General features: G+C 59.4%; 21 protein-coding genes. 4 read left to right on the top strand and 17 right to left on the bottom strand.

Annotated elements, in window-relative coordinates; translation table 11 throughout:
• Positions 1-13: 13 nt before the first annotated feature.
• The 8 genes from PCPL58_RS13800 to PCPL58_RS13765 form a co-directional block, all read right to left on the bottom strand.
• On the bottom strand, positions 14-1543 hold the full coding sequence (locus PCPL58_RS13800; protein WP_065349653.1) for a sodium:solute symporter family protein: 1530 nt from the start codon (positions 1541-1543) through the stop codon (positions 14-16).
• Positions 1540-1800 carry a hypothetical protein gene (locus tag PCPL58_RS13795; protein WP_065349652.1) on the bottom strand — a complete coding sequence of 87 codons (261 nt, stop codon included), beginning with the start codon at positions 1798-1800 and terminating at the stop codon, positions 1540-1542. Before PCPL58_RS13795 ends, PCPL58_RS13800 begins: the two co-directional genes overlap by 4 nt.
• A 146-nt stretch (positions 1801-1946) precedes the next feature.
• The gene (locus tag PCPL58_RS13790; protein ID WP_065349651.1) at positions 1947-2882 is read right to left on the bottom strand and encodes a choline kinase family protein; all 936 of its coding nucleotides are present in this window, start codon (positions 2880-2882) and stop codon (positions 1947-1949) included.
• Positions 2879-3832, bottom strand: coding sequence for a phosphotransferase family protein (locus PCPL58_RS13785; RefSeq protein ID WP_065349650.1), 954 nt, complete (start codon positions 3830-3832; stop codon positions 2879-2881). Before PCPL58_RS13785 ends, PCPL58_RS13790 begins: the two co-directional genes overlap by 4 nt.
• A 10-nt stretch (positions 3833-3842) precedes the next feature.
• Complete coding sequence (locus PCPL58_RS13780) at positions 3843-5123, bottom strand: M20 family metallo-hydrolase (protein WP_065349649.1); 1281 nt, start codon at positions 5121-5123, stop codon at positions 3843-3845.
• Positions 5101-5859, bottom strand: a complete 759-nt coding sequence (locus PCPL58_RS13775; RefSeq protein WP_065349648.1) for a DeoR/GlpR family DNA-binding transcription regulator — start codon at positions 5857-5859, stop codon at positions 5101-5103. The genes PCPL58_RS13780 and PCPL58_RS13775 overlap by 23 nt, the downstream gene beginning before the upstream one ends.
• 80 nt (positions 5860-5939) lie before the next feature.
• Positions 5940-7343, bottom strand: coding sequence for an amidase (locus PCPL58_RS13770; RefSeq protein WP_065349647.1), 1404 nt, complete (start codon positions 7341-7343; stop codon positions 5940-5942).
• A gap of 311 nt (positions 7344-7654) precedes the next feature.
• Positions 7655-9262 (bottom strand): M10 family metallopeptidase, encoded by a 1608-nt coding sequence (locus PCPL58_RS13765; RefSeq protein WP_058396282.1) that lies wholly within the window; start codon positions 9260-9262, stop codon positions 7655-7657.
• Between the two features lie 464 nt (positions 9263-9726).
• Between PCPL58_RS13765 and PCPL58_RS13760 the strand changes: the two genes are divergently transcribed.
• Complete coding sequence (locus PCPL58_RS13760; protein ID WP_024662335.1) at positions 9727-11055, top strand: sensor histidine kinase; 1329 nt, start codon at positions 9727-9729, stop codon at positions 11053-11055.
• Positions 11056-11176: 121 nt separating this feature from the next.
• On the opposite strand, the gene PCPL58_RS13755 is transcribed toward PCPL58_RS13760, so the two are convergent.
• Both PCPL58_RS13755 and PCPL58_RS13750 read right to left on the bottom strand, forming a co-directional pair.
• The gene (locus PCPL58_RS13755; protein WP_065349646.1) at positions 11177-11803 is read right to left on the bottom strand and encodes a glutathione S-transferase N-terminal domain-containing protein; all 627 of its coding nucleotides are present in this window, start codon (positions 11801-11803) and stop codon (positions 11177-11179) included.
• Between the two features lie 42 nt (positions 11804-11845).
• Positions 11846-12742: a LysR family transcriptional regulator gene (locus PCPL58_RS13750; RefSeq protein WP_003364628.1), complete on the bottom strand. Its 897-nt coding sequence runs from the start codon at positions 12740-12742 to the stop codon at positions 11846-11848.
• 158 nt (positions 12743-12900) lie between these two features.
• Between PCPL58_RS13750 and PCPL58_RS13745 the strand changes: the two genes are divergently transcribed.
• The 3 genes from PCPL58_RS13745 (at position 12901) to PCPL58_RS13735 (ending at position 16701) form a co-directional block, all read left to right on the top strand.
• Positions 12901-14466, top strand: coding sequence for an MFS transporter (locus PCPL58_RS13745; RefSeq protein WP_065349645.1), 1566 nt, complete (start codon positions 12901-12903; stop codon positions 14464-14466).
• Entirely contained in the window at positions 14463-15440 is a 978-nt protein-coding gene (locus tag PCPL58_RS13740; RefSeq protein ID WP_058396285.1) for an LLM class oxidoreductase, read from the top strand. The genes PCPL58_RS13745 and PCPL58_RS13740 overlap by 4 nt, the downstream gene beginning before the upstream one ends.
• An 82-nt stretch (positions 15441-15522) precedes the next feature.
• Positions 15523-16701: an LLM class flavin-dependent oxidoreductase gene (locus PCPL58_RS13735; RefSeq protein WP_065349644.1), complete on the top strand. Its 1179-nt coding sequence runs from the start codon at positions 15523-15525 to the stop codon at positions 16699-16701.
• A 50-nt stretch (positions 16702-16751) separates the two neighbouring features.
• On the opposite strand, the gene PCPL58_RS13730 is transcribed toward PCPL58_RS13735, so the two are convergent.
• The 7 genes from PCPL58_RS13730 to PCPL58_RS13700 all read right to left on the bottom strand — a co-directional run bounded on the left by PCPL58_RS13730 (position 16752) and on the right by PCPL58_RS13700 (position 22816).
• A complete protein-coding gene (locus PCPL58_RS13730) occupies positions 16752-17609 on the bottom strand; it encodes a DUF6282 family protein (RefSeq protein ID WP_065349643.1) in 858 nt (285 codons plus the stop codon).
• Entirely contained in the window at positions 17606-18379 is a 774-nt protein-coding gene (locus PCPL58_RS13725) for an alpha/beta fold hydrolase (RefSeq protein ID WP_065349642.1), read from the bottom strand. Before PCPL58_RS13725 ends, PCPL58_RS13730 begins: the two co-directional genes overlap by 4 nt.
• 72 nt (positions 18380-18451) lie before the next feature.
• A complete protein-coding gene (locus PCPL58_RS13720; RefSeq protein WP_065349641.1) occupies positions 18452-19423 on the bottom strand; it encodes an NAD(P)H-dependent flavin oxidoreductase in 972 nt (323 codons plus the stop codon).
• 77 nt (positions 19424-19500) lie between these two features.
• Positions 19501-19863 (bottom strand): antibiotic biosynthesis monooxygenase, encoded by a 363-nt coding sequence (locus PCPL58_RS13715; RefSeq protein WP_003315407.1) that lies wholly within the window; start codon positions 19861-19863, stop codon positions 19501-19503.
• Positions 19864-19897: 34 nt separating this feature from the next.
• Positions 19898-20617, bottom strand: a complete 720-nt coding sequence (locus PCPL58_RS13710) for an RraA family protein (protein ID WP_065349640.1) — start codon at positions 20615-20617, stop codon at positions 19898-19900.
• Positions 20601-21791: an isocitrate/isopropylmalate dehydrogenase family protein gene (locus tag PCPL58_RS13705; RefSeq protein WP_065349639.1), complete on the bottom strand. Its 1191-nt coding sequence runs from the start codon at positions 21789-21791 to the stop codon at positions 20601-20603. Before PCPL58_RS13705 ends, PCPL58_RS13710 begins: the two co-directional genes overlap by 17 nt.
• Entirely contained in the window at positions 21788-22816 is a 1029-nt protein-coding gene (locus PCPL58_RS13700) for an aldolase catalytic domain-containing protein (protein WP_065349638.1), read from the bottom strand. Before PCPL58_RS13700 ends, PCPL58_RS13705 begins: the two co-directional genes overlap by 4 nt.
• Positions 22817-22908 lie beyond the last annotated feature (92 nt).

Here is a 22908-nt window from a genome sequence, read left to right as displayed (position 1 = left end):
GCCACAGGCAGCGTCAGCTCATCGCCACAACCGGACCCACGCCACGCCGAGCTGGCGCCGCCATGGCGAACAACTCATCGACGCGTCTGACTTCATCCGCACTCGGTTTGATGGCAACGGCACAGGCAACGAAGATGCCCGCATTGAAAATCAGACCGACGATGCCACTGGTCAACGAGCCCAGTGCCGGAATGTCATCCGGGTAGATCGTGGTCAGCACGATGGCGATCACGATCCCCAACAGCATGCCGGCAATCGCGCCCTGCTTGTTGCCATGACGACTGAACACGCCGAAAAACAGCGGCACGGCCAACTGGATGATGCCCTGATAGGAAATCTGCGCCAGCAATTGCAGGCGGGCATAGTCGAAGGTCAGGTAGGCCAGCAATGAGGCCGCCGCAATGAACACCACCATGCCGACCTTGGCGAGAATGGTCTTCTCGCGATCACTGCGCGGCTTGCTCCAGGTCGCCAGGTCATTGGCAAACTGCGTACCACACACCTGCACGCAGCCGTCGACATGACCGATACTGGCTGCCAGTACGATCATGATTGCCACGCCGAGCAGCCATGGCCCGCCGATGTCGAACAGGGACAGGAACCAGCCATGTTGCGGATGAGCGGCAACGCTCGGGTCCTGGCTGATCGCCGCGGCGAAGAGCATCAGAATCCCGTAGAAGCCGCCTACCAGCAGGATGGTCAGCAGCGTGCCCTTCTTCACCGAGCGCACGCCGCTGGCGGTGTAGATACGCTGAAAACTCATCGGCCAGCACATCGAGCCGATCACGCCGGTAAAGATCAGGCTGAACATGTACATCGGCCCATAGGTACTGCCTGCTCCGCCAGGAATCACCAGCATGCTGGCGGGCAACTGCGACAGGTTGCTGAACGACGCCTGCGCACCGAACAGCAGGAAGATGCACAGCGCAGCGCACAGTACGTAGGCGATCAAACCTTGATACATGTCGGTCATGATCAGGCCGCGCATGCCCATGCTCACCGTCCAGTACTGACGAATCAGGATCACCACCACCCCGACCAACAGGCAGGTGGTCACGCCCCAGCGGCCGAAGCTGGCGAACTGAAAAAGCGTCGCCAGGGCCTGAATCCCCATCACCACCCAGGGGAATACCGAGATGATGCCGATGATCGACGCAATGCGTTTGACCACGGGACTGTTGAAGCGCATCCCCAGCAAATCCGGTTGGGTGGTCAGGTTGAAGCGCTTGCCCCAGGTCCAGGCACGGTTGGCCATCAGGTACATCGCAGTCACGCCCAGCGTGGCGTAGACCATGCCGTAAAAGCCCAGCGCGCCACCGACCGACAAGGCGAAAAACGCTGTGAACGTTGCGCCCGGCCACCAGGAGTTGGTGTAGCACATGGCGATGAACCACGGCCCGTAAGAGCGGCCACCCACGGCGTAATCGGAAAAGCTCTCGCTCTTGCGGTTCGTCGCGTACAGCACCGCAATCATGCCCGCCAGAAATACACCGATGAGGCCGAAGGTGATGTAAAGATCCGAAACCGTAATCGTACTGATCATTGCCCGTCCCCCTCTTGTGGAATTTCACCCAGCAGCGACTCGACCACGTAGAGCATCCACAGGCCCAGCCCCATGAGCACCGCGATCAGAATCCAGTAGAAGATCGGCAGCGGAATGCCGAGCACCAGCACGCTGCTGCCGCTGACTTTGAGGTAAAACGGCGGAAACAGCGCCATCATCAACAGCGCGAAGAAGTACAGGCCAAACACCAGATTCTTCAGGCGGCCGGGGGTAAAAAGGGACGGAACGTTACTCATGGAGTGCTCCTTGAATTTCAGGATCTGGCTATGGATAAGTGATCGGATAAAACTCAAGCAGTGAAAGAAACACGCGGTTACCCGCTACTTTTTTATTATTGAAGTACTTGTTTTACGTGTTCGAAGGCTCACAGGACGAGATCGACTCAGACCTGCCGCAGCCAGGTTTCCCATTGCGAATCATTGATGATGCTGCGCGCCCGCATGTGCTTCCAGGTGCCGTACTTGTAAAAGTCGAAGTCCAGTTGCGACACCGCGTGCTGCACCATCGCCCAGGTCGACCATTTGATGTCGGCCAAGGCCTTGTTGAGCTTGATCCGCGCGACGGTTTGCGCGCTGACCTGGCCGAAGTAGTCCTCAATCAGCGCCAGCTCCATGTCGTCGCTGAAAAACATCTCGCCGAACCACAGCGCCAATTCGTAATGGCGGTCGTTGTTGGAGGCGTACTCGAAATCCACCAAGCGAATCTGGCGATCCGCATTAAGCATGAAGTTGCCTGCCAGCGTGTCGTTCATGCACGGCGCCAAGTCGATCCCGGAAGCCTGCAGCGCAGCCTTTGCGCGCTGATATTGCAGACACAGCCAGTCGTCATCCTGAGGCTTGATACCCTTGAGCTCGGCCACCTGGCTCTGGTGCTCGGTGATCATGTCGAACACGGTCTTGGTCTGTTGCAGCAGCGGCTGATCGTTGAACGCCTTGAGCCCGCGCAAGGCACTGTGGCGTATGTCGCTTTGCAGGAAGTCATGGTTGGACGACGCCCGCCAGCCCTCCATGAACTCGAACACCTCGACACCGAAGGCTTCGAGGAAAGCGAAAACCGGCGCGCCATACCCGGTTTGCGCAGCCTTCACACTGGCCTCGTGGGCGGTGTGACGGTCGATGAACATCTCTGTACCGACGCCTGGCACCTTGAAGAAATAAGCCGTGTCCGCGCCCTCGACCTCGACCCGCCAGTTGGTATTGGAAATGCCGCCACTGACAGGCTCGTAGTCAACGCGGCGGCCTTGCCAGCTGTCGATGCTGCGCACGGCGGCTTCCAGTTGTCGTTCCTGGGTACTGACCGACTGCCCTAACGTTTTCATGCTCTACCCTCCTGAACCTGACGCATCCAGCCTTCCAGCCGCGGGTCCTGAACGCACTGTCGGCAGCGCAACAGCGTCCATTGCCCGACCTTGGAAAACTCCAGTGGCCGCGAGGACGTGGTACCGGCCCAAAGCCCCCACAATGTCCAGTACCAGTCGTTGATCAGCGCATACAGACGGCACACGGCGTAGTCGATTTCCAGGCATTGTCCGGCCCACGCGCTGATCCCCTCGCGCCACTGACGCTCGAACGAATAAAGCTCATTGAGGGTAATCGCCACGTCGTACCACGGGTCCATGCAGCCACCGTAGTCAAAATCCACCAGACGCAACTGGCCTTCGCTGGACACCATGACGTTGCTGGACACTCCGTCACCGTGCAGTGGAACTGCTTGCACGGCGTGGCTCTGCAGCGCCTGCCAGGCCATGTCGACGCAACGGTCGATCCATTGATGCTCGGCAGGCAGCGCAACGTTATCGCGCTCGCACAAGGTGCGAAGACGCTCGATATCCGCCATCGGCGAGCGCACAGCATCAGGCACAGGTCCGGTATGCACCTGCCGCTTGAGTGCCCATAGCGCTGCAAGCCGACCGGGTGCGAGCAGATCGTCGAGCCGCGCAGCTCGCCAGTTCGAACCCAGGTCCTCGAAGATCAGCACGCCATTGGCCTGGTCTGCGCCAAGCAGACGCGGTGCCGCCGTGCTGCGGCCGGCACATTCGCTGGCCTGGGCTACCGTGTCGAAATCGATCAGTTGCGCCATGTCGGCATGCAGAACCTTGGCGTAGCAACCGCCCTGCGCGCTACTGACCCGAAAGCCTGCCCACTCGGTCGACAATCTCGAAGGCGAGGCCACGCCCTGCGTCACGTTCTCGATCTCGGCGTCCTCAGCGAACCCGCAAGGTGCCAGTGCGCTGCGCAGGCGTGTGGTCAGGTCGTCGGCATATGACATGCTCAGCCCCTCAATTAAATGACGCGGATGAGGTGCAAGCCCGATGCAACAGACCGGTCAGCATGCGCAAACCGTTGTGCATGTCCTGATCGCTGGTGTACTCGGCCTCATTATGAGAAACGCCATTGCTGCTGGGGATGAACAGCAGGCACACGGGATAGCGCCGGTTCAGACTGATCGCATCGTGACCGGCGACGGTCATGCTGTCGGTGGTCGACAAACCCAGCTCAGCGCCTACGCCATGCGCCAGTGCAGCGAACCCGTCATGCAGCCTGGCAGGCGAGCGCAAGACGCTGCTTTCCACTTCAAACGCGGTCATGGTCTTGTCGGCGATCGCGTGCAGCGTTGCATCCAGGCGTTCCGAGGCAGCACTCAGCAGATCGACGTCGCGGGAGCGGTACTCGATGAGCAGCGACACCCGCGAAGGCACGACGTTGGGCGAATTGGGGTAGACCTCGATACGTCCTACCGAACTGTGCATCTGCACGCCGTGCTGCAAGGCTTCGTCATGCACCGCAGTGATGGTGTGTGCAGCAGCCAGCAACGCATCCCGGCGCGCGGCCATGGGCGTGGGGCCGGTGTGATTCTGCTCGCCATCGAAACGCACTCGCCGTTTCAGCGCGGCCCAGGTCTCGCGCACTACGCCGATAGCCGTCTGGCTGCTTTCCAGGCCAGCACCCTGCTCGACATGAATCTCGACATACCCGGCAATGTTCACATCAACCTGATCGTTGCCCAGATACCCGATGGCCTGCAGGGCGTCCTTGAGACGGATGCCGTCACCATCGCGGCTTTCCCAGGCGTCGTTCAGCTTCAAGGCACCGGTGAACACGCCACTGCCGATCAGGCTCGGCTGAAAGCGCGCGCCCTCCTCGTTGGTCCAGTTGACGACCGCCAGATTACAGCGTGGGACTTCGCCACGCTCAAGCAATTGCCGCGTCAGACTGGACACCGCCACGGCGCCGGCAAGCACGCCGTATACGCCATCGAAACGCCCGGCACTCGGCTGGCTGTCCAGGTGCGAACCGCAGAGCAGATAAGGCGCGTCGGGATCAAAGGTCATGAGGCCAAACAAGTTGCCCACCGCATCGATACGGACTTCGAAGCCGTGCGCGTCGAGCCAGTTCCGAAACAGGTCGCGTACCTGACCGTCTTCGACCGAAGCCGCCAGACGATGCAAACCACCGGCGGGTGTGGCACCGATCGCCGAGCTTTGCCGAAACAATGCTTCGAACGCTGCCAGATCAGTTGCGCCCGGCTCGATCAGTTCAGGAATAGAGGGTGTCGACATGATCTTTCTCCAGGCGTGTCGCAAACTCGTCGGATAGCGCGCAATTGGTGACCAGGGTCGTGATCGCGGCAAATGGCAGGGTGTTGATAAAGGTGCGATGACAGAACTTGCCATCGTCAGCCAGCACAACGCTGCGCGTGCAATGCCTGACCAGCGTTCTGCGCAACATGGCTTCTGGCTCCTGGTAATCCATCAGGCCGAAGTCCAGGTCAATGCCGCCGATGCCCATGAAGGCAATGTCGTAGTGAAACTGCCGGGCGAATTCCAGCGTATGGGGACCGATCAAGGCGTTGTCGGTGCGCCGCACATCACCGGGCGCAACCAGAACCTGATTGTCGCTCTGGTGCGATATCAACTGGGCGATGTCCAGCGAATTGGTGATGATCTTCAACTGACTGAACCGGGTCAGTTGCTGGGCCAGCGCCAGCGTCGAGGTGCCGGTGTCGAGGAAGATGGCCATGCCTTCGCTGACCAGCTGCGCAGCACGCACGGCGATGCCCGCCTTGGCGCGAGGCTTGAGCCTGCTGCGCTCCTGCAACGGCAATTCTTCGCTGGACCTGGGCAGAATCGCGCCACCGTGAATGCGCCTTAACCTGCCCTCTTCCTCCAGATGCTTGAAGTCGCGGCGGATGGTCTCTTCGGAGACAAACAGCAATTGTGCAAGGTCCGACGCCTTGACCCGCTGCTGTTGAGCGAGCAGGCGCATGATTTCGTCCAGACGCGGCTGATTGAGCATGGGGGTGACATTCCGTTGCAAAGTGATGACTCCAGTGTCAGGGCCGTTGGCCCCCTGATCCGTGTGCGAGAGCGACATGTCTATTGCCCCGAAACCGGTGGCAGGTGCTGATCCCAGGGCGCAATGGCTTCTACAGCGGCACAGAACTGCAGCACCTGGGCATCGGCAAAGCGTGGACCTACGACTTGCAGGCCGATCGGCAACCCCTCGGAACTCCAGCCACAAGGCAGGTTGGCGGCCGGGTTGCCGGTGATGTTGAAAGGGTAAGTGAACGGCGTCCAGCGCGCCCACGGCACAGCGCCGTCCTGCCCGGCATAGCCCACGGGGGCGACATCGTCTGCGGCAAACGGCAGGATCGGCAGCGTGGGCATGAGCAGCAGATCGTAATCTTCAAACAGCGCGTGCACCTGATTGGCGAACGCCGCACGCTGTTGAAGAGCCTGCAGATAATCACTCAGGCTGTACTGAGCAGACCGCTTGATCAGATCGGCAAAGCCGGGATCGAGCTGGTCCAGTTTCTGCGCAAGCGCCTTGCCATAGGCAATACCGCGCCCGGCGACCCACAGGGTTTCGAAGGTCGCCAGCGGGTCATGCCAATCCGGTTTGAGTATGCTGACTGTGACGGGCAGCGACCTGGCGATATTGCCCACGGAGACATCAACCGCTGCAGCGACTTGCGCATCGACCGGCGTGTCGAACAGCGTCGGGCAGAAACCGATGCGCAAGGGTTTCAGCGGCTGGTCGCAACGGGCCAGAAAGGACTCGTCGGGGGCTGGCAGCGCCTGATGATCCAGTGGATCGGGGCCCGACAGAATGTCGAACAGCAATGCGCTGTCGCGCACGGTGCGGGTGATCGGTCCGGCATGACTGAGCATCTCGGTGGCCGACCAGGGCCAGGTGGGAATACGGCCCAGCGTACCCTTGAGGGCAAATGCGCCACAGAACGAGCCCGGAATACGTACCGAGCCGCCGCCGTCGGAGCCCAGTGCGGCTGGCACCATTCGCGCCGCCACGGCAATTGCCGAACCGGAGCTGGAGCCGCCGCTGGTGAGGTTCGGGTCCCACGGGTTGCGCCCGTTGCCGAACACCCGCGACGTACTGGCGCCCGTCCAGCCGAACTCGGTGGTCGCTGTCTTGCCGAGAATGATCGCGCCAGCGTTCTTCAGGCGACGGATGATGGGTGCATCCTGAACCGGCACCGAGTCCAGAGCGGTCAACGACCCCCGGGTGGTGCGCAGCCCTGCGGTGGAAAAGAGATCCTTGATGCCAAAGGGTACGCCGTGCAGCGGCCCGCGCACCTCACCGCGCTGCAGTTCGGCGGTCATGCTTGCGGCCTGTTCAAGCGCGGCCTCGGCATACACATCACCAAATGCATTCAGTGTGGAATTGTGGGTTTCAATCGCTGAAAGGCACAACTCGGTCAAGCGTATCGGCGTCAGGCCCCCTTCGCGGACACGCGTGGCAGCCTCGATCACGGTAGGCATGGAAGATGGCTTGGACTCAATCAAAGCAGATACCTCTCAGACACTTATGCGCAACGCACGGCACCAACGACTGTCGGCGCATTACATTCAGCAGGCTCTGATGAGTCAAGTGGGTTTTGTTGGATATATTGAATTTGTGGTTTTAAATTTTGTAACAGCACCGTCGCGGTGCCAAAAAACGCGCAAAACGCCGCATCGCACAATTGCGGTGCGCGATTAAAACCAGAAAAGAAAGGGGGAAGTCGGCCAGAAAAGACTGCGCCTGTCAGCGGCGCAGTCCTGTCATTATGATCTGTCTTTCAGGTCAGCGATCAGACCGCCAGATCGTGAGCATGGAACTCGGTGACGCCAACCAGCTGGATTTCAAAGTCCGCATGCAGGTCAGCGTTGACGTTGCCGGACAGCACATGATCAGCGAAACGCAGCTGGCCAGCGCCAGTGAACTCGCCACTGCCGATGAAGCTGAAAGCATCGAGGGCCTTGGTGTCCACGTTGGCATCCATTTTCAGGAAGCTCAGTTTGTCGCCTTGCTGGCTATTGAAGTCGGTGATCACGTCGCTGTTGTGGCCTTTGCCCATTTCCGACAGATCGTTGAACACGAAACGGTCAGCACCGCTACCACCAGTCATGATATCGGCGCCCTGACCGCCCACCAGTTTGTCATTGCCGGCACCGCCGAACAGAACGTTGTCCGCATCATTACCGGTCAGGGTGTTGTTGCGGTCATTGCCCAGCACGGTGAATGCACCCTCGCCTTTGAGATGCACATTCTCGAAGTTCGCCAGCGTCCCGGCATTGAGGTTGATCACCTGTGCAATGGGCGAGGTATTGTCGTAAGTGATCTTCAGCGTATCGACGCCTTGATCGGCCTTTTCCTGAACAAGGTCCAGTTCGCCGACCTGATCGATGACGTAGGTATCGTTGCCCAGTCCGCCGATCATGGTATCCAGACCACCGCGGCCATTGAGCACGTTATCCAGATCGTTGCCGATCAACGTGTCATTGAAGGCAGAACCTATGGCGTTTTCGATGTGCGCACCGTAGGCAATCGCCAATCCGGAATTCATCAGCGTGGGTGCGTCAGGGTTCGCGTTGTAATCGAGAAACGCCTTGCCGATAGTGCTGAACTCACCCTCGTTGAGGTTGATTTTCACCGAGGCTTCCTGATTGCTGGCATCGATGGTGTCTTTGCCGCCAGCGTCCCAGATGGTCTCGAACACCGATTGCCCGGGCGCCCACTTATAGACGTCGTCGCCAGTGTGATAGTGGGTGTTGGCACCGTATATAAACTGCATGGCCGCGACATCGAGCAGCATTGGCGTGGTGGGCTTGAAGCTGTAATTGTTGGTGTAGCTCATGATGGTGTAACGCGCATCTTCGAATTTGGCATCGAGCAGGACATCGTTGTACTGCGAGCCTTCGAACGAATGCTTCAAGCCCAGTGCATGACCGGTTTCATGCATGAACGTGAGGTAATCGTCCGTGCCCTTGGCTGGATCGGCCGCGTTGACGTTCGGTCCGATCCAGACATCGCCGGAGCGGCCCAGCGTGCCCGGCGCGTAAGCCTGGCCAAACTCGGTGCCTTGCAGGCCCTTGAAGCCGCCGAAGCGAATGTCTCCGACATTATCGGGGGTGTCCTGAACCTCGGTGAACTTGATATCAGCCACAGCGCTCCAGGCATCCAGTGCGCTTTTTGCGGCTGCCGCCTGGGCGTCGGTCAGCGAATAGGCATCGCCGGGTTCCTGAGAGCGACTGTAGTCAGTGGCATAGACAGAGTCGGCCCGATGAAAACTGTAAGTCAGATGGGTACCGGAAGAATCTCCGAGCCAGAATGGCCCCCATAGCAGACTGGTAACTCGGTCGTCGGCAGCCCCCTCGGGCAAGAGTTCGGCAGGACTTGATTCATTTGGGCCGGGCATCGGCGTTGCTCCTGAAGAATACAGACGTTATTGATAGGCCAACGATCTTTGCCAGCGCAAAAACCGAACAGCAGTTTATTACACAGCACACATAATATGGACATAATAAGTTACAAAAATAGCGTTCAGAACGGCCGGTTCATTACTCTCAACACCTGCCAACTTCTTATGACGAGTGAACTTTAACTTCTATTACAAGTGCCATTTAATGGCGCGTCGCCATATAGGGTTCGGAGCACCAGCCAAGACAGTAAGAAGTGACTGTTTCGAGGGTATTCGAACACGATCGGAACGCCCTTCGATTGCGCAGGATTGCTTCACTGCGTGTCGAGGGGGGAGGCTGAATAAAGGGGACATCGTTCAAACCTGCGCACGCCGAGCTGATTTATGCGGCGTATACCTTGCTGCACTCTATGGATCATAGGCATCATAAGACCCAATTTCATCCGATCGCGGTGCGCCCCATGACCCACCACCCTGCGCCACTCCCCGCCAGCGAGGAAGAACGAGTCCTGTCTCTTGAGCATCTCAAGATACTGGACAGCGCTCCCGAGCAAGACTTCGACGACATTGTGCTGCTCGCCACCACATTGTGCGACGCGCCCATCGCGCTGGTTTCGCTGGTTGACCGAGAACGCCAGTGGTTCAAGGCCTGCATCGGCCTGGACGTGCAGGAGACGCATCGCGACCTGGCATTCTGCGCCCACGCCATCCTGCAGCCTTCCGATGTGCTGGTGGTGGAAGACGCAACCACTGACCCTCGCTTCAGAGAGAGTCCGCTGGTGCTCGGGCCTCCCTACATCCGTTTTTATGCAGGTGCGCCGATTCGTACCGAGGCCGGTCATGCGCTGGGCACCGTCTGCGTGATCGACATCTGGCCGCGCGTACTGAGCGAACAGCAACGTCGTGCCCTGCTGGCACTGGCACGGCAAACCGCAGCCCTGATGCAATACCGCCTGGTCTCGGAGCAACGTGACCAGCACGCCGCCGAACTGGCGCTGGGGCTCGAAAGCGCACAGAGCCAAAGCCTGGCTCTGGAGCGCAATTTGCGCCAGTCGCAACGGGTGTCTTCGCTGGGCATGCTCACGGCAAGCATCGCTCATGACTTCAACAACCTGCTCCAGGCACTGAGTGCCAGCCTGCAACTGATCCGCATGCGCTCACGCCGCCCTACCGACGTCGAGACGCTCAGCGATACCGGACTGCGAGCAGTGGATCACGGTCGCCAACTGGTGACTCGCCTGCTCAACAGCGTTCGCCATGACGGTCCCGAACTGATCTGCATCGATGTCAGCGAACGTATCGATGCCGCGCGTGATCTTCTGTTGCGTTCGGCAGGCGACACGCTGGACCTTTCATTCGACCTGTCCGCCCGAGGCTGGGGCGTGTTGTGCGCAGAAGCGCAATTGCATACCACCTTATTGAATCTGCTGAGCAACGCGCGTGACGCAATTTCAGGCCCCGGCAAGGTGCATATCTCGACCCGGCTGGAGTCCATCAAGGAAGACCCGCAATTCCCGGAAGGCGATTATCTGGTACTCAGCGTGAACGATAACGGGCCTGGCATGACAGCCGAGCTCAAGGAGCAGATCTTCGAACCTTTCTTCACGACCAGAAGTGCCGACCCGGGTGCCGGGCTCGGCCTTGTTCAGGTGCAGGAGTTCGCGGTAAATGCCGGCGGAGGCGCACGCGTCGAAACAGCACCGGGAAGCGGTACTACGGTGCATCTCTATTTGAGAATACTGGGGCCGATCAGTGCAACCAACGCGCCAGCCCATATAACCGAACATTAACAACGGCTCATCGCCAGCGAGGCGTGGTTACTTCAGGCACGCCTTGAATTAAAAAGGGCCAAACATTCAATGTTCGGCCCTTTTAATTTTATAACCTGCTTCATCATTAACGTCGGGTGTTTCATGGCCAATGGCGTCTTATGACCGCGTTGACCAACGGCTCAGCCTCAACCCGTAACAACAACGCATGAAAATCCGGTCGGGCGTTATGCAGGTGCTCCCGCGCGCCACTCCATCGCGTCACGACAGAGGCCAGAATCTCCACTGCGCCGGGTGAATCGCAACGCCAAACCCCGGCATCAGCAAACAGGTCGGCAAACGTCTCCCAGTTTTGATGCAACCGCCTCCGGGCGCCCGCTTCGAGCAGCCTCTCCAGCCCATCGTCGGCACTCGTCAGCCAGCGCTGCGGGTAATCAATGATCCCGATGGCGGCATAGCAGTTGGCTGCCATGTAAACCAGCGCGCGAAGCGTTTGAGCACGCTGCGCGGAATCATCAGGCAGAAGCCCGGAACCTGGGTACTCCAGGCCCAGATGGATCAGGATCGCAGCACTTTCAGTGAGTACCGAATCATCGGCGAGCACCAACGTGGGAACTTGCATCAACGGGTTGACCCGCCTCAACGCCTCCTTGTCTGGCCCCTCCTCCCATCCACAGGCGTTGCACACTGTAAAAGGTACCGAGCAGCGCTGAAGCGCTATCTCTATAGCCGCTGAACCCGAACGTTCCGTGCCGAAAAGCGTGTACATGCCAGTGCTCCTTGCCAAGTGCTGCAGGCTCGCTCCGTACAGTCATACTGATGGAGGAGCAAACAAATGGGCGTGCATGAAATCAATGAAGACTCGCAGGCGCAGCGAAAGATGCTTGCTGGACGGCCAGAGCAATCTGAACGTTCCGGTGTGCACCGTGTAATCAGCCAGGACAGGTATTAGCTCGCCGTCGCGGACGGCCGATGAAATCATGAAGTCCGGCAGACAGGCAATGCCCAACCCGGCCCGCGCAACGTCCACCAGAATCTCGGTGGTGTTACACACCATGGCCTGAGGTAACTCGAGATCATCGACGCCTGGCTCACGACGCAGCGGCCAGTGTTCGAACTTTCCCGAGGAGGGAAACTTGTGCAACAGGCAGGCGTGCTGACTCAGGTCGCCAGGATGCCGGGGTATACCATGCCGGGCAAAATAGTCCGGAGCGCCGACAATGCGCAATTGGAAGCTGCCCATCCGCTTCGACATCAGGCCCGAGTCGGCGGGATCTCCGGTGCGTAACACGACATCGAAGCCCTCCTCGATGATATCGACCATCCGGTCCGAGAAATCGATATCCAGTTCGATATCGGGGTAGGTGCGCATGAAGTCGATGATCACCGGCATGACCAGTCCGCTGACCAACGGCAGACTGATCCGCAACCTGCCCCTGGGCAGATCCCTGGCATTGATCAACTCCATTTCCGCCGCTTCCAGCTCCGACAGAATGCGTCGGCAACGCTCCAGGAATATCGAGCCTTCCAGCGTCAGGGCGATACTGCGCGTACTGCGATGAAAAAGCCGAACGCCGAGGCTCTCCTCCATACGGCCAATGCTCTTGCCGATACCCGACGAAGAGATGCCCAGGCGTTTTCCGGCCTGGGTAAAACTCCGTGTTTCGGCAACCAGAACGAACACGGCAATGCTTCCGAGCGATTCCAATACCCACTCCTATTCAGGACAACCCTGTCCTATACGTTCGGAACATAAGCCTGTTTTTGTTTGCGGGCGCAACCCCTAATCTCCCGGCAGGGCAATCGCTCTTGGATAAACGCGTGCATCACAGCAAAACCCGGGCACGCTTCACAGGGACATTGCACATGACCACAGCACATCGGGTCCAAACACAACCCACTGCGGGACGATGGGGGCAACTGCTCGCGGCTTGTCTGACCGGCATTCTGATCCCGTTATGCTTCACCGGCCCTGCCGTGGTTCTGCCTTCGATAAACCAGGCGCTGGGCGGATCAGCGGTCGAGCTGACCTGGGTCATCAACGCCTACATCCTGACCTACGGCAGCGCCATGATGGCCGCCGGGAGCCTGACGGATATCTACGGCAGAAAACGCGTCTGGCTGATCGGGCTGGCGATATTCGTGCTCTCCACCTTCGCCATTCCGGCAGCTTCCTCCGTGGTCCAGATCGACCTGCTCAGACTGGTTCAAGGCCTGGGTGGCGCGGCAGCGTTCGCCGGGGCGATGTCGTCGCTTGCCCAGACCTTTCATGGCGCCGAGCGCACCCGAGTCTTCAGCCTGCTGGGCACCACCTTCGGCATAGGTCTGGCCTTCGGCCCACTCGCAGCCGGTTCGCTGGTGGGTTCGGCAGGCTGGAAATGGTCATTTCATGCGACTGCACTCATCGGCGTCGCGGGGTTCCTGCTGGTGCTGTTCAGCGCCACCGAATCAAAGGATCCCGACGCCACGGGTATGGACTGGCCGGGCGCAATCAGTTTTACCGCAGCATTGGCCCTGTTCACTTACGCAATCCTGCTCGCCCCTGAAGAGGGCTGGAGCGACCCACTGGTGATGGGTGGCATCATTGGCTCACTGCTGCTGTTCTGGATATTCATCGCCGTGGAGCGGAGCGTTGCCCGTCCCATGCTGGACCTGTCACTGTTCAATAGCGCGCGCTTTGTCGGCGTGCAGATTCTTGCAGCCAGTCCGGCATTTTTCTTTGTCGTGCTGATCATCATGTTGCCAGCGCGCTTCATTGGTATCGACGGTCTCAGCGCGCTGGAAACCGGGCAAATGATGACCGCACTGGCCGCGCCCCTGCTGATCGTACCGATGCTTGCCGCACAACTGGCACGTCGTTTCACCTCCGGGCTACTGTCCGGTATCGGTTTGCTGCTGGTGGCTGTCGGCCTGCTGTGGCTGGCGCTGGCACTGGACAGTGGCGCGATCAGGACAGCGTTGCTGCCGATGGCCTTGATCGGTATCGGCATCGGTCTGCCCTGGGGATTGATGGACGGCATGGCGATCAGTGTGGTTGAAAAGGAACGCGCCGGCATGGCTACCGGCATCTTCAATGCCGTACGCGTTTCTGCCGACGGCATAGCCATTGCGATCGCAGGCGCACTGCTCGCCACGTTCATTCAGTGGGGCCTGTTCGATGCCCTGACGGGTGTCGCGCCTGATGTGGTGACAAACGCTGCCAACCGCGCCGCATTGGGCGACCTGCAGAATGCGATCGGTCTTCTGCCCGGCCAGGCAGAACTGCTGCACCAACAGTACGCCATCGCGTTCCGCAATCTGCTGTTCATTCTCAGCGCCGCCACCGTGCTGACGGCCGTGGCGGTCTTTGCGCTGCTTGGTCGCGTCCGCGCTCATGAAGAACCGCCCATAGAGGCCTCCGACACGCTTGAACTGGCGGGCGAAATCAAGTGAGTCCCTATGAAATATCAGGCGCAAAGCGGCATCCAGCCTTTGCAAAGGTGTTCGCGCCAGGTCATCTCACGTTCGGGCTGATCGCGCCTCTGGAGGGCTACCCCGACTCCGCAGCACCGACCATGAAAGACCATCTGGCCTTGGCCATTCAGGCCGACAAGGCCGGTTTCGCCGCGCTGTGGCTGCGCGACGTACCGCTTCTCGACCCGGGGTTCGGCGACGCCGGTCAGGTGTTCGATCCTTTTGTCTACGCCGCGCTCCTGTCTGCCGTCACCCGGCAAATCTGCATCGGCACGGCAGGCATCATATTGACGCTGCGTAATCCGCTGATGGTCGCCAAACAGGCGTGCAGCGTGGACGTGTTGCTTGAGGGACGCTTCCTGCTGGGTGTGTCGACGGGGGACAGGCCCGGCGAATATCCTGCGTTCGGCGAGCATTTCGACACCCGCGCGGAACGCTTCAGAGACGGCGTCGAACTGCTGCACGCGGTGACCGAGCAGTCTTTTCCAGTGTTCAGATCGCGCCATTACGGGCAACTCAATGGCACGCTGGATCTACTGCCGAAACCGGTTTTCGGGCGGCTGCCTATGCTTGCCATCGGCCGCTGTCAGCAGGACATCAAATGGCTGGCCAATCACATGGATGGCTGGATATGGCATCAGAGCGGCTTCGACACCTTGCCTGAAGTGATCAATCATTGGCGCAGTGCCAATGAGCAAAGGCACTTCAAGCCCTACGGCTATGCGACGTTCTTCGACCTCGACGAGAACAAGGACGCCCCGATGAAAGTCGGACGCGGAATCAGTACCGGGCGCAACGCCCTCATCGCCCTGTGGCAGCGTCAGCGGGAACAGGGGGTTTCGCATGTGGCGCTGAACCTCAAGCCCCTGAGGCGTCCGGCCACAGAAGTGTTGCAAGAGCTGGAAGAGTATGTGCTGCCGTACTTCCCGACCCGCCGGGGTGATCATGCCTGACCGAATACTTCATCGGCACGGCCACCGCAGGTTCAGGATGTAGCAAGGACGAACGATTCAACTACCGACCTGGGAGGTCACGATGCGCGCTGAAAAATCCTATTCGATAAAAACCAACCCGATGCGCAGCAGCCCAAACAAGATACAGCTGGGTGTTTTCTCCACCAATACCGAGGGTGGCTGCACCGTCACCAATGCGCCTGAACGCCTGCGCGGAGACGATTGGGCTGGCAACCTGGAAATCGCACGGATTGCCGACGATGCGGGGTTTGAAGCCTTCATACCGGTAGGCCGCTGGAAAGGTTTCGGCGGTACCAACAATACGGGCGGTGTCTGTTTCGAGACCTATACCTGGGCTGCCGGGATTGCAGCCCTGACCAGTCAGATCGCGGTCTTCACCACCTCGCACCTGCCCGCCGTACACCCGCTGTTCGCGGCCAAACAGGCGGTGACCATCGACCACATCAGCGGCGGGCGCTTCGGGCTGAATATCCTTTGCGGCTGGTATGGCGCGGAAATGCGCATGTTCAGCGGTCACATGATGGAGCACGACAAACGCTACGACTACGCAGAAGAGTGGCTGCACATTGCAAAAAATGCCTGGGAACAGCAGACCCCGTTCGACTTCAAAGGCGAGTATTTCAACATCTGCGGCGCAATCTCGCAGCCACAACCCCTGAATAAACCCTACCTGATCAACGCAGGAGGCTCGCCGCGCGGCAAACTGTTCTGCGCAGAACATTGCGATGCCGCATTCCTGATCGTCAAACATCTGGACGGTGAACAAGCGGTGCGAGAGCAGATTGCATCCTACAAGGACCTGGCGAAACAGAAGTTCGGCCGTGACATAAAGATATGGTGTTATGGCTACGTGGTGCAGAAGGACACGCAAGAGCAAGCAGACGCTTACCTGGACTATTACGCCAACCAGGTCGGTGACGATGAGGGCTGCGACATCATCACCGGCGAGCTGGGTATCCAGACCGGCATTTTCACCCCCGAAGACGCCGTGCGTTTCCGTTTCCACTTCAAGGCCGGATTCGCCGGGGTGCCACTGGTGGGCACACCCGAGAAGATCGTGGAGCTGTTCAGGAAGTATTCTGACTGGGGGATCGACGGCATTGCCCTGACGTGGCTCGATTACCACGAGGGTATAAAGGACTTCGTGAGAGAAACACTGCCGCTGATGGAAGACGCGGGCCTGCGTGAATCCAGAGTTGTGGAGGCTATTACTTCGAAGGTGTCCGCAGCAGTAGCCTGATGGCCAGGCCGCCCTGGCAGTGCTGGCCAGGGCGGCCTTATCCGGACAGTTTAAAGGGCCAACATGCGTTGCGGATTCAACAGCGTCACCTCGGTGCGGCGCTCGCCGCTCAAGTCGAACGCATCGAACCACTGCCCGCTCAGCGACAGCCACTCGTGCACATCGATCTGACTGGTCTGCCCCAGGTCCGAGCTGTAGACCACATTGCCGACATGACTCAACACATCTCTGAAATCCTGCCGGTCCTGATAGCCCAGCAGGTACGTCAGTGCGGTCTGCTCGATGTAGACCGATGGCTCTGTGCCGATCAGCGCAAGCTCGGCCGCGTCTAGACCGGTCAACGGATTGGCAGGCTGGTTGAGCATCAACCTCGGCACACCGATCCGCAGCGCTTCGTCGATCAACGTCCTGACTTCATTGGCATCAGCATGCCCGGTCGAGATCACCAGCGGATAGTCACGCGCCATTCTCAGAATATCCAGCGCCTGTGGCGTCAGGCGGCCGTTCTCCGATGTCACTCTGGCAGGCTTGATGGGCTTGTCCCGCAACAGCGGATGGCTCAGGTTGCGGGCCAGCGTGCTGGTATGCGTTCTGCCTGTGACGGTTGGCAAGTGAACAATGAAACGTCCAGGTTCATCGCCGCGCAAACAGAGGCTGCGCTCGACCACACGGTAGTCGATGCCGCCGGCAATCTCGTTCAGCACCACCGAGCCGCTGACTGGAAAACCCTGATCGCGCGCTTCCCACGCCTGGGCTGCCGTACACCCCAGATGATTCTTCAGCACTACCCGGCCCTGCACCGCAGCGTAGCGTCTGCCCGCCTCTATCGCTCCATGACGGCGAATGAACGCGTCAGGATTGGCGTGGTAATGCACATCAATGAAGCCTGGCTCCTCGATCTGACTCATTGCACACACTCCGCTCTGGCGATCAGAAATGTATCGATGCTCTCCAGCACCCGGTCCAGATCATCTGCCAGCGGGCGCATCCCGCCATCAGGCACACACAGTGAGCGTTGTCTGTGGCCTTTGGTATGCAGCACATGACGCGCCCCAACCAGTTGCGACTTCCCGCCAAACACGCTCAGCACACGCCCTTTGAAATCGAGCAGGCACTCACTGATATCCAGACCGCTCAGTAGCCGGAATCCCAGGGTCAGACGCTGTCCCTGGGTTGGTAGCGTTGCGTCATTCTCGCCGACGGACGGGTGCTCGTGTTTCTGGCCTTCAGGCAACACCAGATCGTCCAGCAGGCGTTTGGCTTGCTCGACATGCCCTTGTTCTGCCAGATCCGCCATACGTCCCAGCCTGGAATCCAGCAACGCATCGGCTTTGGCCGGAGAAGAAAGCAGCAACAATGCAGGCGTCGACCGCATTGATGAAGTGCCTGCCAACGCCTGTACCAACGCACCACCCAAGGCCACGCCGACGAGTACATCTGGTATCCCCCAAGGCTCGAGTGCGCTGACCCAGCGCTCGGCAAACCCGCCAAAGTCTTCGCCGGGCTTGAGCGGCAGGGACAGGGAATCAAAAACCCTGACCTGATAACCCGCCGCAGTGAAATGCTCGATCAGCGGTTGGGCGAAGCCACCCGCGTCCCAGACCGGCATCACCGGTGAAAGAATGAATACGCTTGATTGCCCGACACCGAAGGTCTGGCAGGTGATGCAATGACTCATGGCTTTTGCTCCTGCAAAAAGAACAAGATCCGCCTTGTCGAGCGGGTCCGGTCGTTGCTCCATCGTGAAGGCTCAGCGGGTCGTACGAAGGCGTTCGACACTGGCGGCATACCCGCGCAAAGTCGACTCGATGATCAGTTGCGCGGGCAGCACTTCCTTGATCAGGTCCGCGACTTCGCCCGCCCAGATGGCCCGGATACTGACATCGTCGGCCGCCAGCGCGGCTTCATAGTCCAGGCGCAGTTGACCGGCTGAGGCAGCGAAAGCCTGCTCCTCACCCACCCAGCTAGCGGAAAAGTCATTGCCGATCACACGTCCGCTGTAGCCCTCGGGCCAGTCGATGCCGCGTACCTGATCAAAGATCCGGGTTCGCACCGTATCGCTCGCGACTGCCTGCAGCAGTCGCTGTTTTACCCGTTCGGAAGGCAGTGCCTCCTGCGAAGCCAGAAAACGCGTGCCCATCATCACGCCATCCATGCCCAACGCCAGCGCAGCAGCCATGCCACGCCCATCGGCGATCCCACCGGCACCGATCAGCACGACATGCTCACCCACCGCGTCGCGGACCGCCGGGAACAGCGGCAGTGAAGCGCGACGCAAACTGTGACCACCCGCCTCGGCGCCCTGCACGATCAATGCATCGGCACCGGCGTCCAGCGCGTCAAGCGCCTGGTCGACGTCATGCACCTGAACGATGACTTTGGCATTGGCCTGATGGATGGGCCTGACGAAAGGACGTACATCACCAAACGACAGGGCAACCACCGCCGGACGATACTCCAGCGCCAGATGAAGCAATTCGAACTGTTTGGCCACGGTAAACATGACCAGCCCGACGCCCCAAGGCTGCTGCACCTCTCGCATCATCTCCAGTTCACGTGCCATCCATTGCGGGTCGCCGTAACTGGCACCCACCAGGCCGAGGCCACCGGCACGGGAAACCGCAGCCGCCAGAAGCCCACCGGACGCGCCGCCCATGGGCGCCAGAATCAGCGGGTGGTCAATGCCCAGAAGTGAGGTCAGTGCTGTATTGATCGTGGTCATCGCATAATCCCTGTGCAAATCCGAGTGAATATCAGACGAAGGCGGCCTGTGCGCCGCCCTCTTCTGCCGGTCGTGGCTTAGCCGGCCTTCTGTAAGGCAATTTCAGGGGTGATGTACTCGGCCACGTTGTACAGGTGATATTCCCAGGTGCCGGTTTCTTTCAACCGGGAGTAGCGCGACAGAAACTCTGCGTCGGTAAACAGCGACTCGAACTGGCTGCGATCGCTCCATTGCGCCTGATTGATGACGGTCTTGCCGTCGATGCTTTTCATCAGCCGGCTCCATTTGAAGGCACTGTAAGTGCGCGCCACGTAACTGACCGTCTCTTCAAGAATCTGAATGGCCAGATCCTGAGCCCCCTCGTTTACCTGTACGACATTGATCAGATAAACCGCGTTGTCATCGGTGACGGATTGAGCGTCGAACAATTCCATTTTCATCATCATTTCCATTCAAGTGGGAAGGCAGCTCGGTTCACGCCTGCGAAGGCATCGCGACGCTGATTTTTTCAGCGTCAGTCAGCCAGGGCTGGTCGTAGCGATAAGTGCTACGGGCTTTTTCCAGCGTCCAGCCGGCTGATATGGCTTCGATGATACGGCGCTCTGTCTGCTCGACCGCCTGGGCACGGCGTACGACCTCGACAGCCAGTTGCTGGGGAATCACAACACAGCCGCTTCCATCACACACCAGAAGGTCGCCGGGCCGGACCGTCACGCCATTGATGAGCAGAGGCACTTGTACAGCCTGGAGTTGAGCGCGGTTCTTTGCCGACTGCATGAAACGCCCGCGACTGAACAATGGGTAACTGCACTCGATGACCGTATCGATATCGCGTGCCACGCCATCGATCACAGTGCCCTTGATACCGTTTGCCAGCGCGAAGTGGGTCATGATGTCGCCCCATACCGTGCAGTCCTGGCGTCCGTTGTTTGAGGAAACAATCACCGCACCGGCCGGTACATGATCGATATAGTTGGCAGCACCCTTGAAGACCGCAGATGCATCGACCGGCTCGTACTGCACGGTAAACGCGATGCCCACGCAACGAGTGCCAGGTACTTGCGAGGCAATCCCCGAAAGCCCGCCGTCGATCCCCAGGCTGTCCAGCGCGTCAGACAAGGACGCAGTATCGAGATGTTCACATGCCTCCAGCACGGCTTGCGCAATGGGTACAGCTTCAAAGTGCGCTGACATGACGTTCTCCCTGTGCTGCAACCTGTTCGTTGCCATACCCGAACGTGCGGGACTGCAACTCGATGCACTGCTGAACGATCGCTTCGCCCACCTGAGCCGTGGTAAGGGAACCGCCAAGGTCATACGTGCGTGTGGATGTGCGAGAAACCAGGCTGACGGCCTGGCTGATACACGCCGACTCGGCCGGAAACCCCAAATGCTCCAGCATCAGCGCGATGGCCATGAACATCGCGCCGGGGTTGGCCTTGTTCAAACCCGCGTGAGCAGGTGCGCTGCCGTGTACCGGTTCGAAATAAGCACCTGAATTGCCGAAGTTGCCACTGGGCGCAAACCCCAGGCCGCCCATGACTCCGGCGCCGAGATCGGAAAGAATATCGCCGAACATGTTCTCGGCAACGATCACCCCGAAGCGCTCGGGACGTTGCACCATCCACAGGGCAACCGCATCGACGTTTTCGATGACCCCGGTCACGTCCGGATAACGCAGAGCTGTTGCTTCGAAGATGCCCCGTGCAAAGGCGCTGCTGTGCCGCAGGACCATGGGTTTGTCGACAAACGTAACCCGCGTGAAATGATTCTTGCGGGCGTACTCGAAGGCGTATTCGAAAATACGCGTCAGGCCACTTCGCGTCTGCAGGCGCAACGTCACCGTCGCATCATCCTGCCCTTCTCGCTGCCACGCCGCGCCGAGGGCTTCTCGCTCTTCGAGCAGCGGCACCAGTGCATCCGGGATACAACCGAAGTCCAGCCCCGCATAAAGCCCTTCGGTGTTTTCCCGGATCACGACAAAGCGAAATCTGTTTTCGCCAGTCATGTCATTGACCGGGCGTACATTGGCGTAAAGGTCCAGGTTCTGCCTGAGCTGAATGACCGGACTGACATAGCGGCGGTTCTGGCCCTGAAGCGCCAGTGGCAACTCTGCTTCGGCCTCTGCCAGAGGCTTGCTGGTGATTGCGCCAAGCAATGTCGCGTCGCAACTGGCCATGATCTCCCAGGTACGGGCCGGAACGGTTTCCCCCTCGGCCCTCCAGCATTCCCAACCGATGTCCGCCGCAATCAGATCGAATGGCAGGTTCAACGCCGCAATCACCGGCAGTGCCGCCGCCATGACTTCAATGCCGATCCCGTCACCGGGCAATACACAGATGCGCTTTCGGAGCGGTTGAGTGGTCATAGTGCGACTCCCTTTACGCTGTTCGGCAAGCCGGTGGCAATAGTCGGTAACACCGCTCGGGGCGCAAGACGCGCCACCTTGTCCTGCTGATGCATGACCTCGATCGCTCGATACTCGGAAGTCAGCTGAAAGCGCTCGAGGGTGTCCCGTACGCGTTGACTGCTGTCATAGGGGAAGTTGTAAGTGCCCAGAATGATATCCATCAGCGGGCTGGGCATATTGTTGTGCGGTACCGCACGGGCCGTGGCTTCCGACAGTTCCATCACCTTCACCAGGTCATAGCCATGACTCACGCCGGTACGCTCCAGGTAGGCAACCAGCATACTCAGGTGAAGATTGCCGGCTCCCTTGCCCATGCCACATATGGACGTGTCGATGTATTCAGCGCCGGCTTCTATAGCCGCCACTGCATTCGCCAGCGCCAACGACATATTGTTATGGGCGTGAAAGCCCAGCGGCACCAATAGTCGGCTTGAGAGACGACTGAACAGTCGATCTACATCAGCTGGCAACATATGGCCATTGGAATCCGCACAGCAAACGATATCCGCGCCAGCCCCCTCCGCGCGTACCGCCGTATCAAGCACACTGCCTGGCGTCTGCGAAGTCACATGCGTCACATTGGCGCTGACACTGAAGCCGTGATCGCGAGCCAGCGACAAGGTCACAAGCCCCTCATCCAATTGATCGCGCCTCAAACAGACGCGGATCATCGAAACGCCCTGCTCCCTGAGCATGGCGAAGTCATCCGTGGTGATGTTTCTGGGGTGAACCATGACGGCCAGTTCGATACGGCCGTTGGCCGCCTGCGCAATCTTTTCAATGAAGCCTGCGCCTACATCACTGGTCAGACCGTGCTCGCCTTTCGGGGCGAAGGATCCTTTGCAATAACCAATTTCGCAGAGGTCGACACCCGCACTGGCCAAGCCAGCGACCACTATCTGCGCCTGATCTTCTGTGAAGTTGAAGTTGTTCCGATAACCACCGTCACGCAAGGTAACGTCGAGAATTTTTACGTCGGCCATGAGAATCTCCGGCTGTCCTTAGGGTGTCATCAGGGTGCTTGAGATGATCTTGACACTGCTTGAGTTTTTATAATTATCCAACAGCGCGCCAT

Origin of the sequence: Pseudomonas cerasi (genome assembly GCF_900074915.1) — a bacterium.
GTDB lineage: Bacteria > Pseudomonadota > Gammaproteobacteria > Pseudomonadales > Pseudomonadaceae > Aquipseudomonas > Aquipseudomonas cerasi.
Note: the sequence above shows the minus strand (reverse complement) of the source record. Positions and strands in the feature narration are given on the sequence as shown.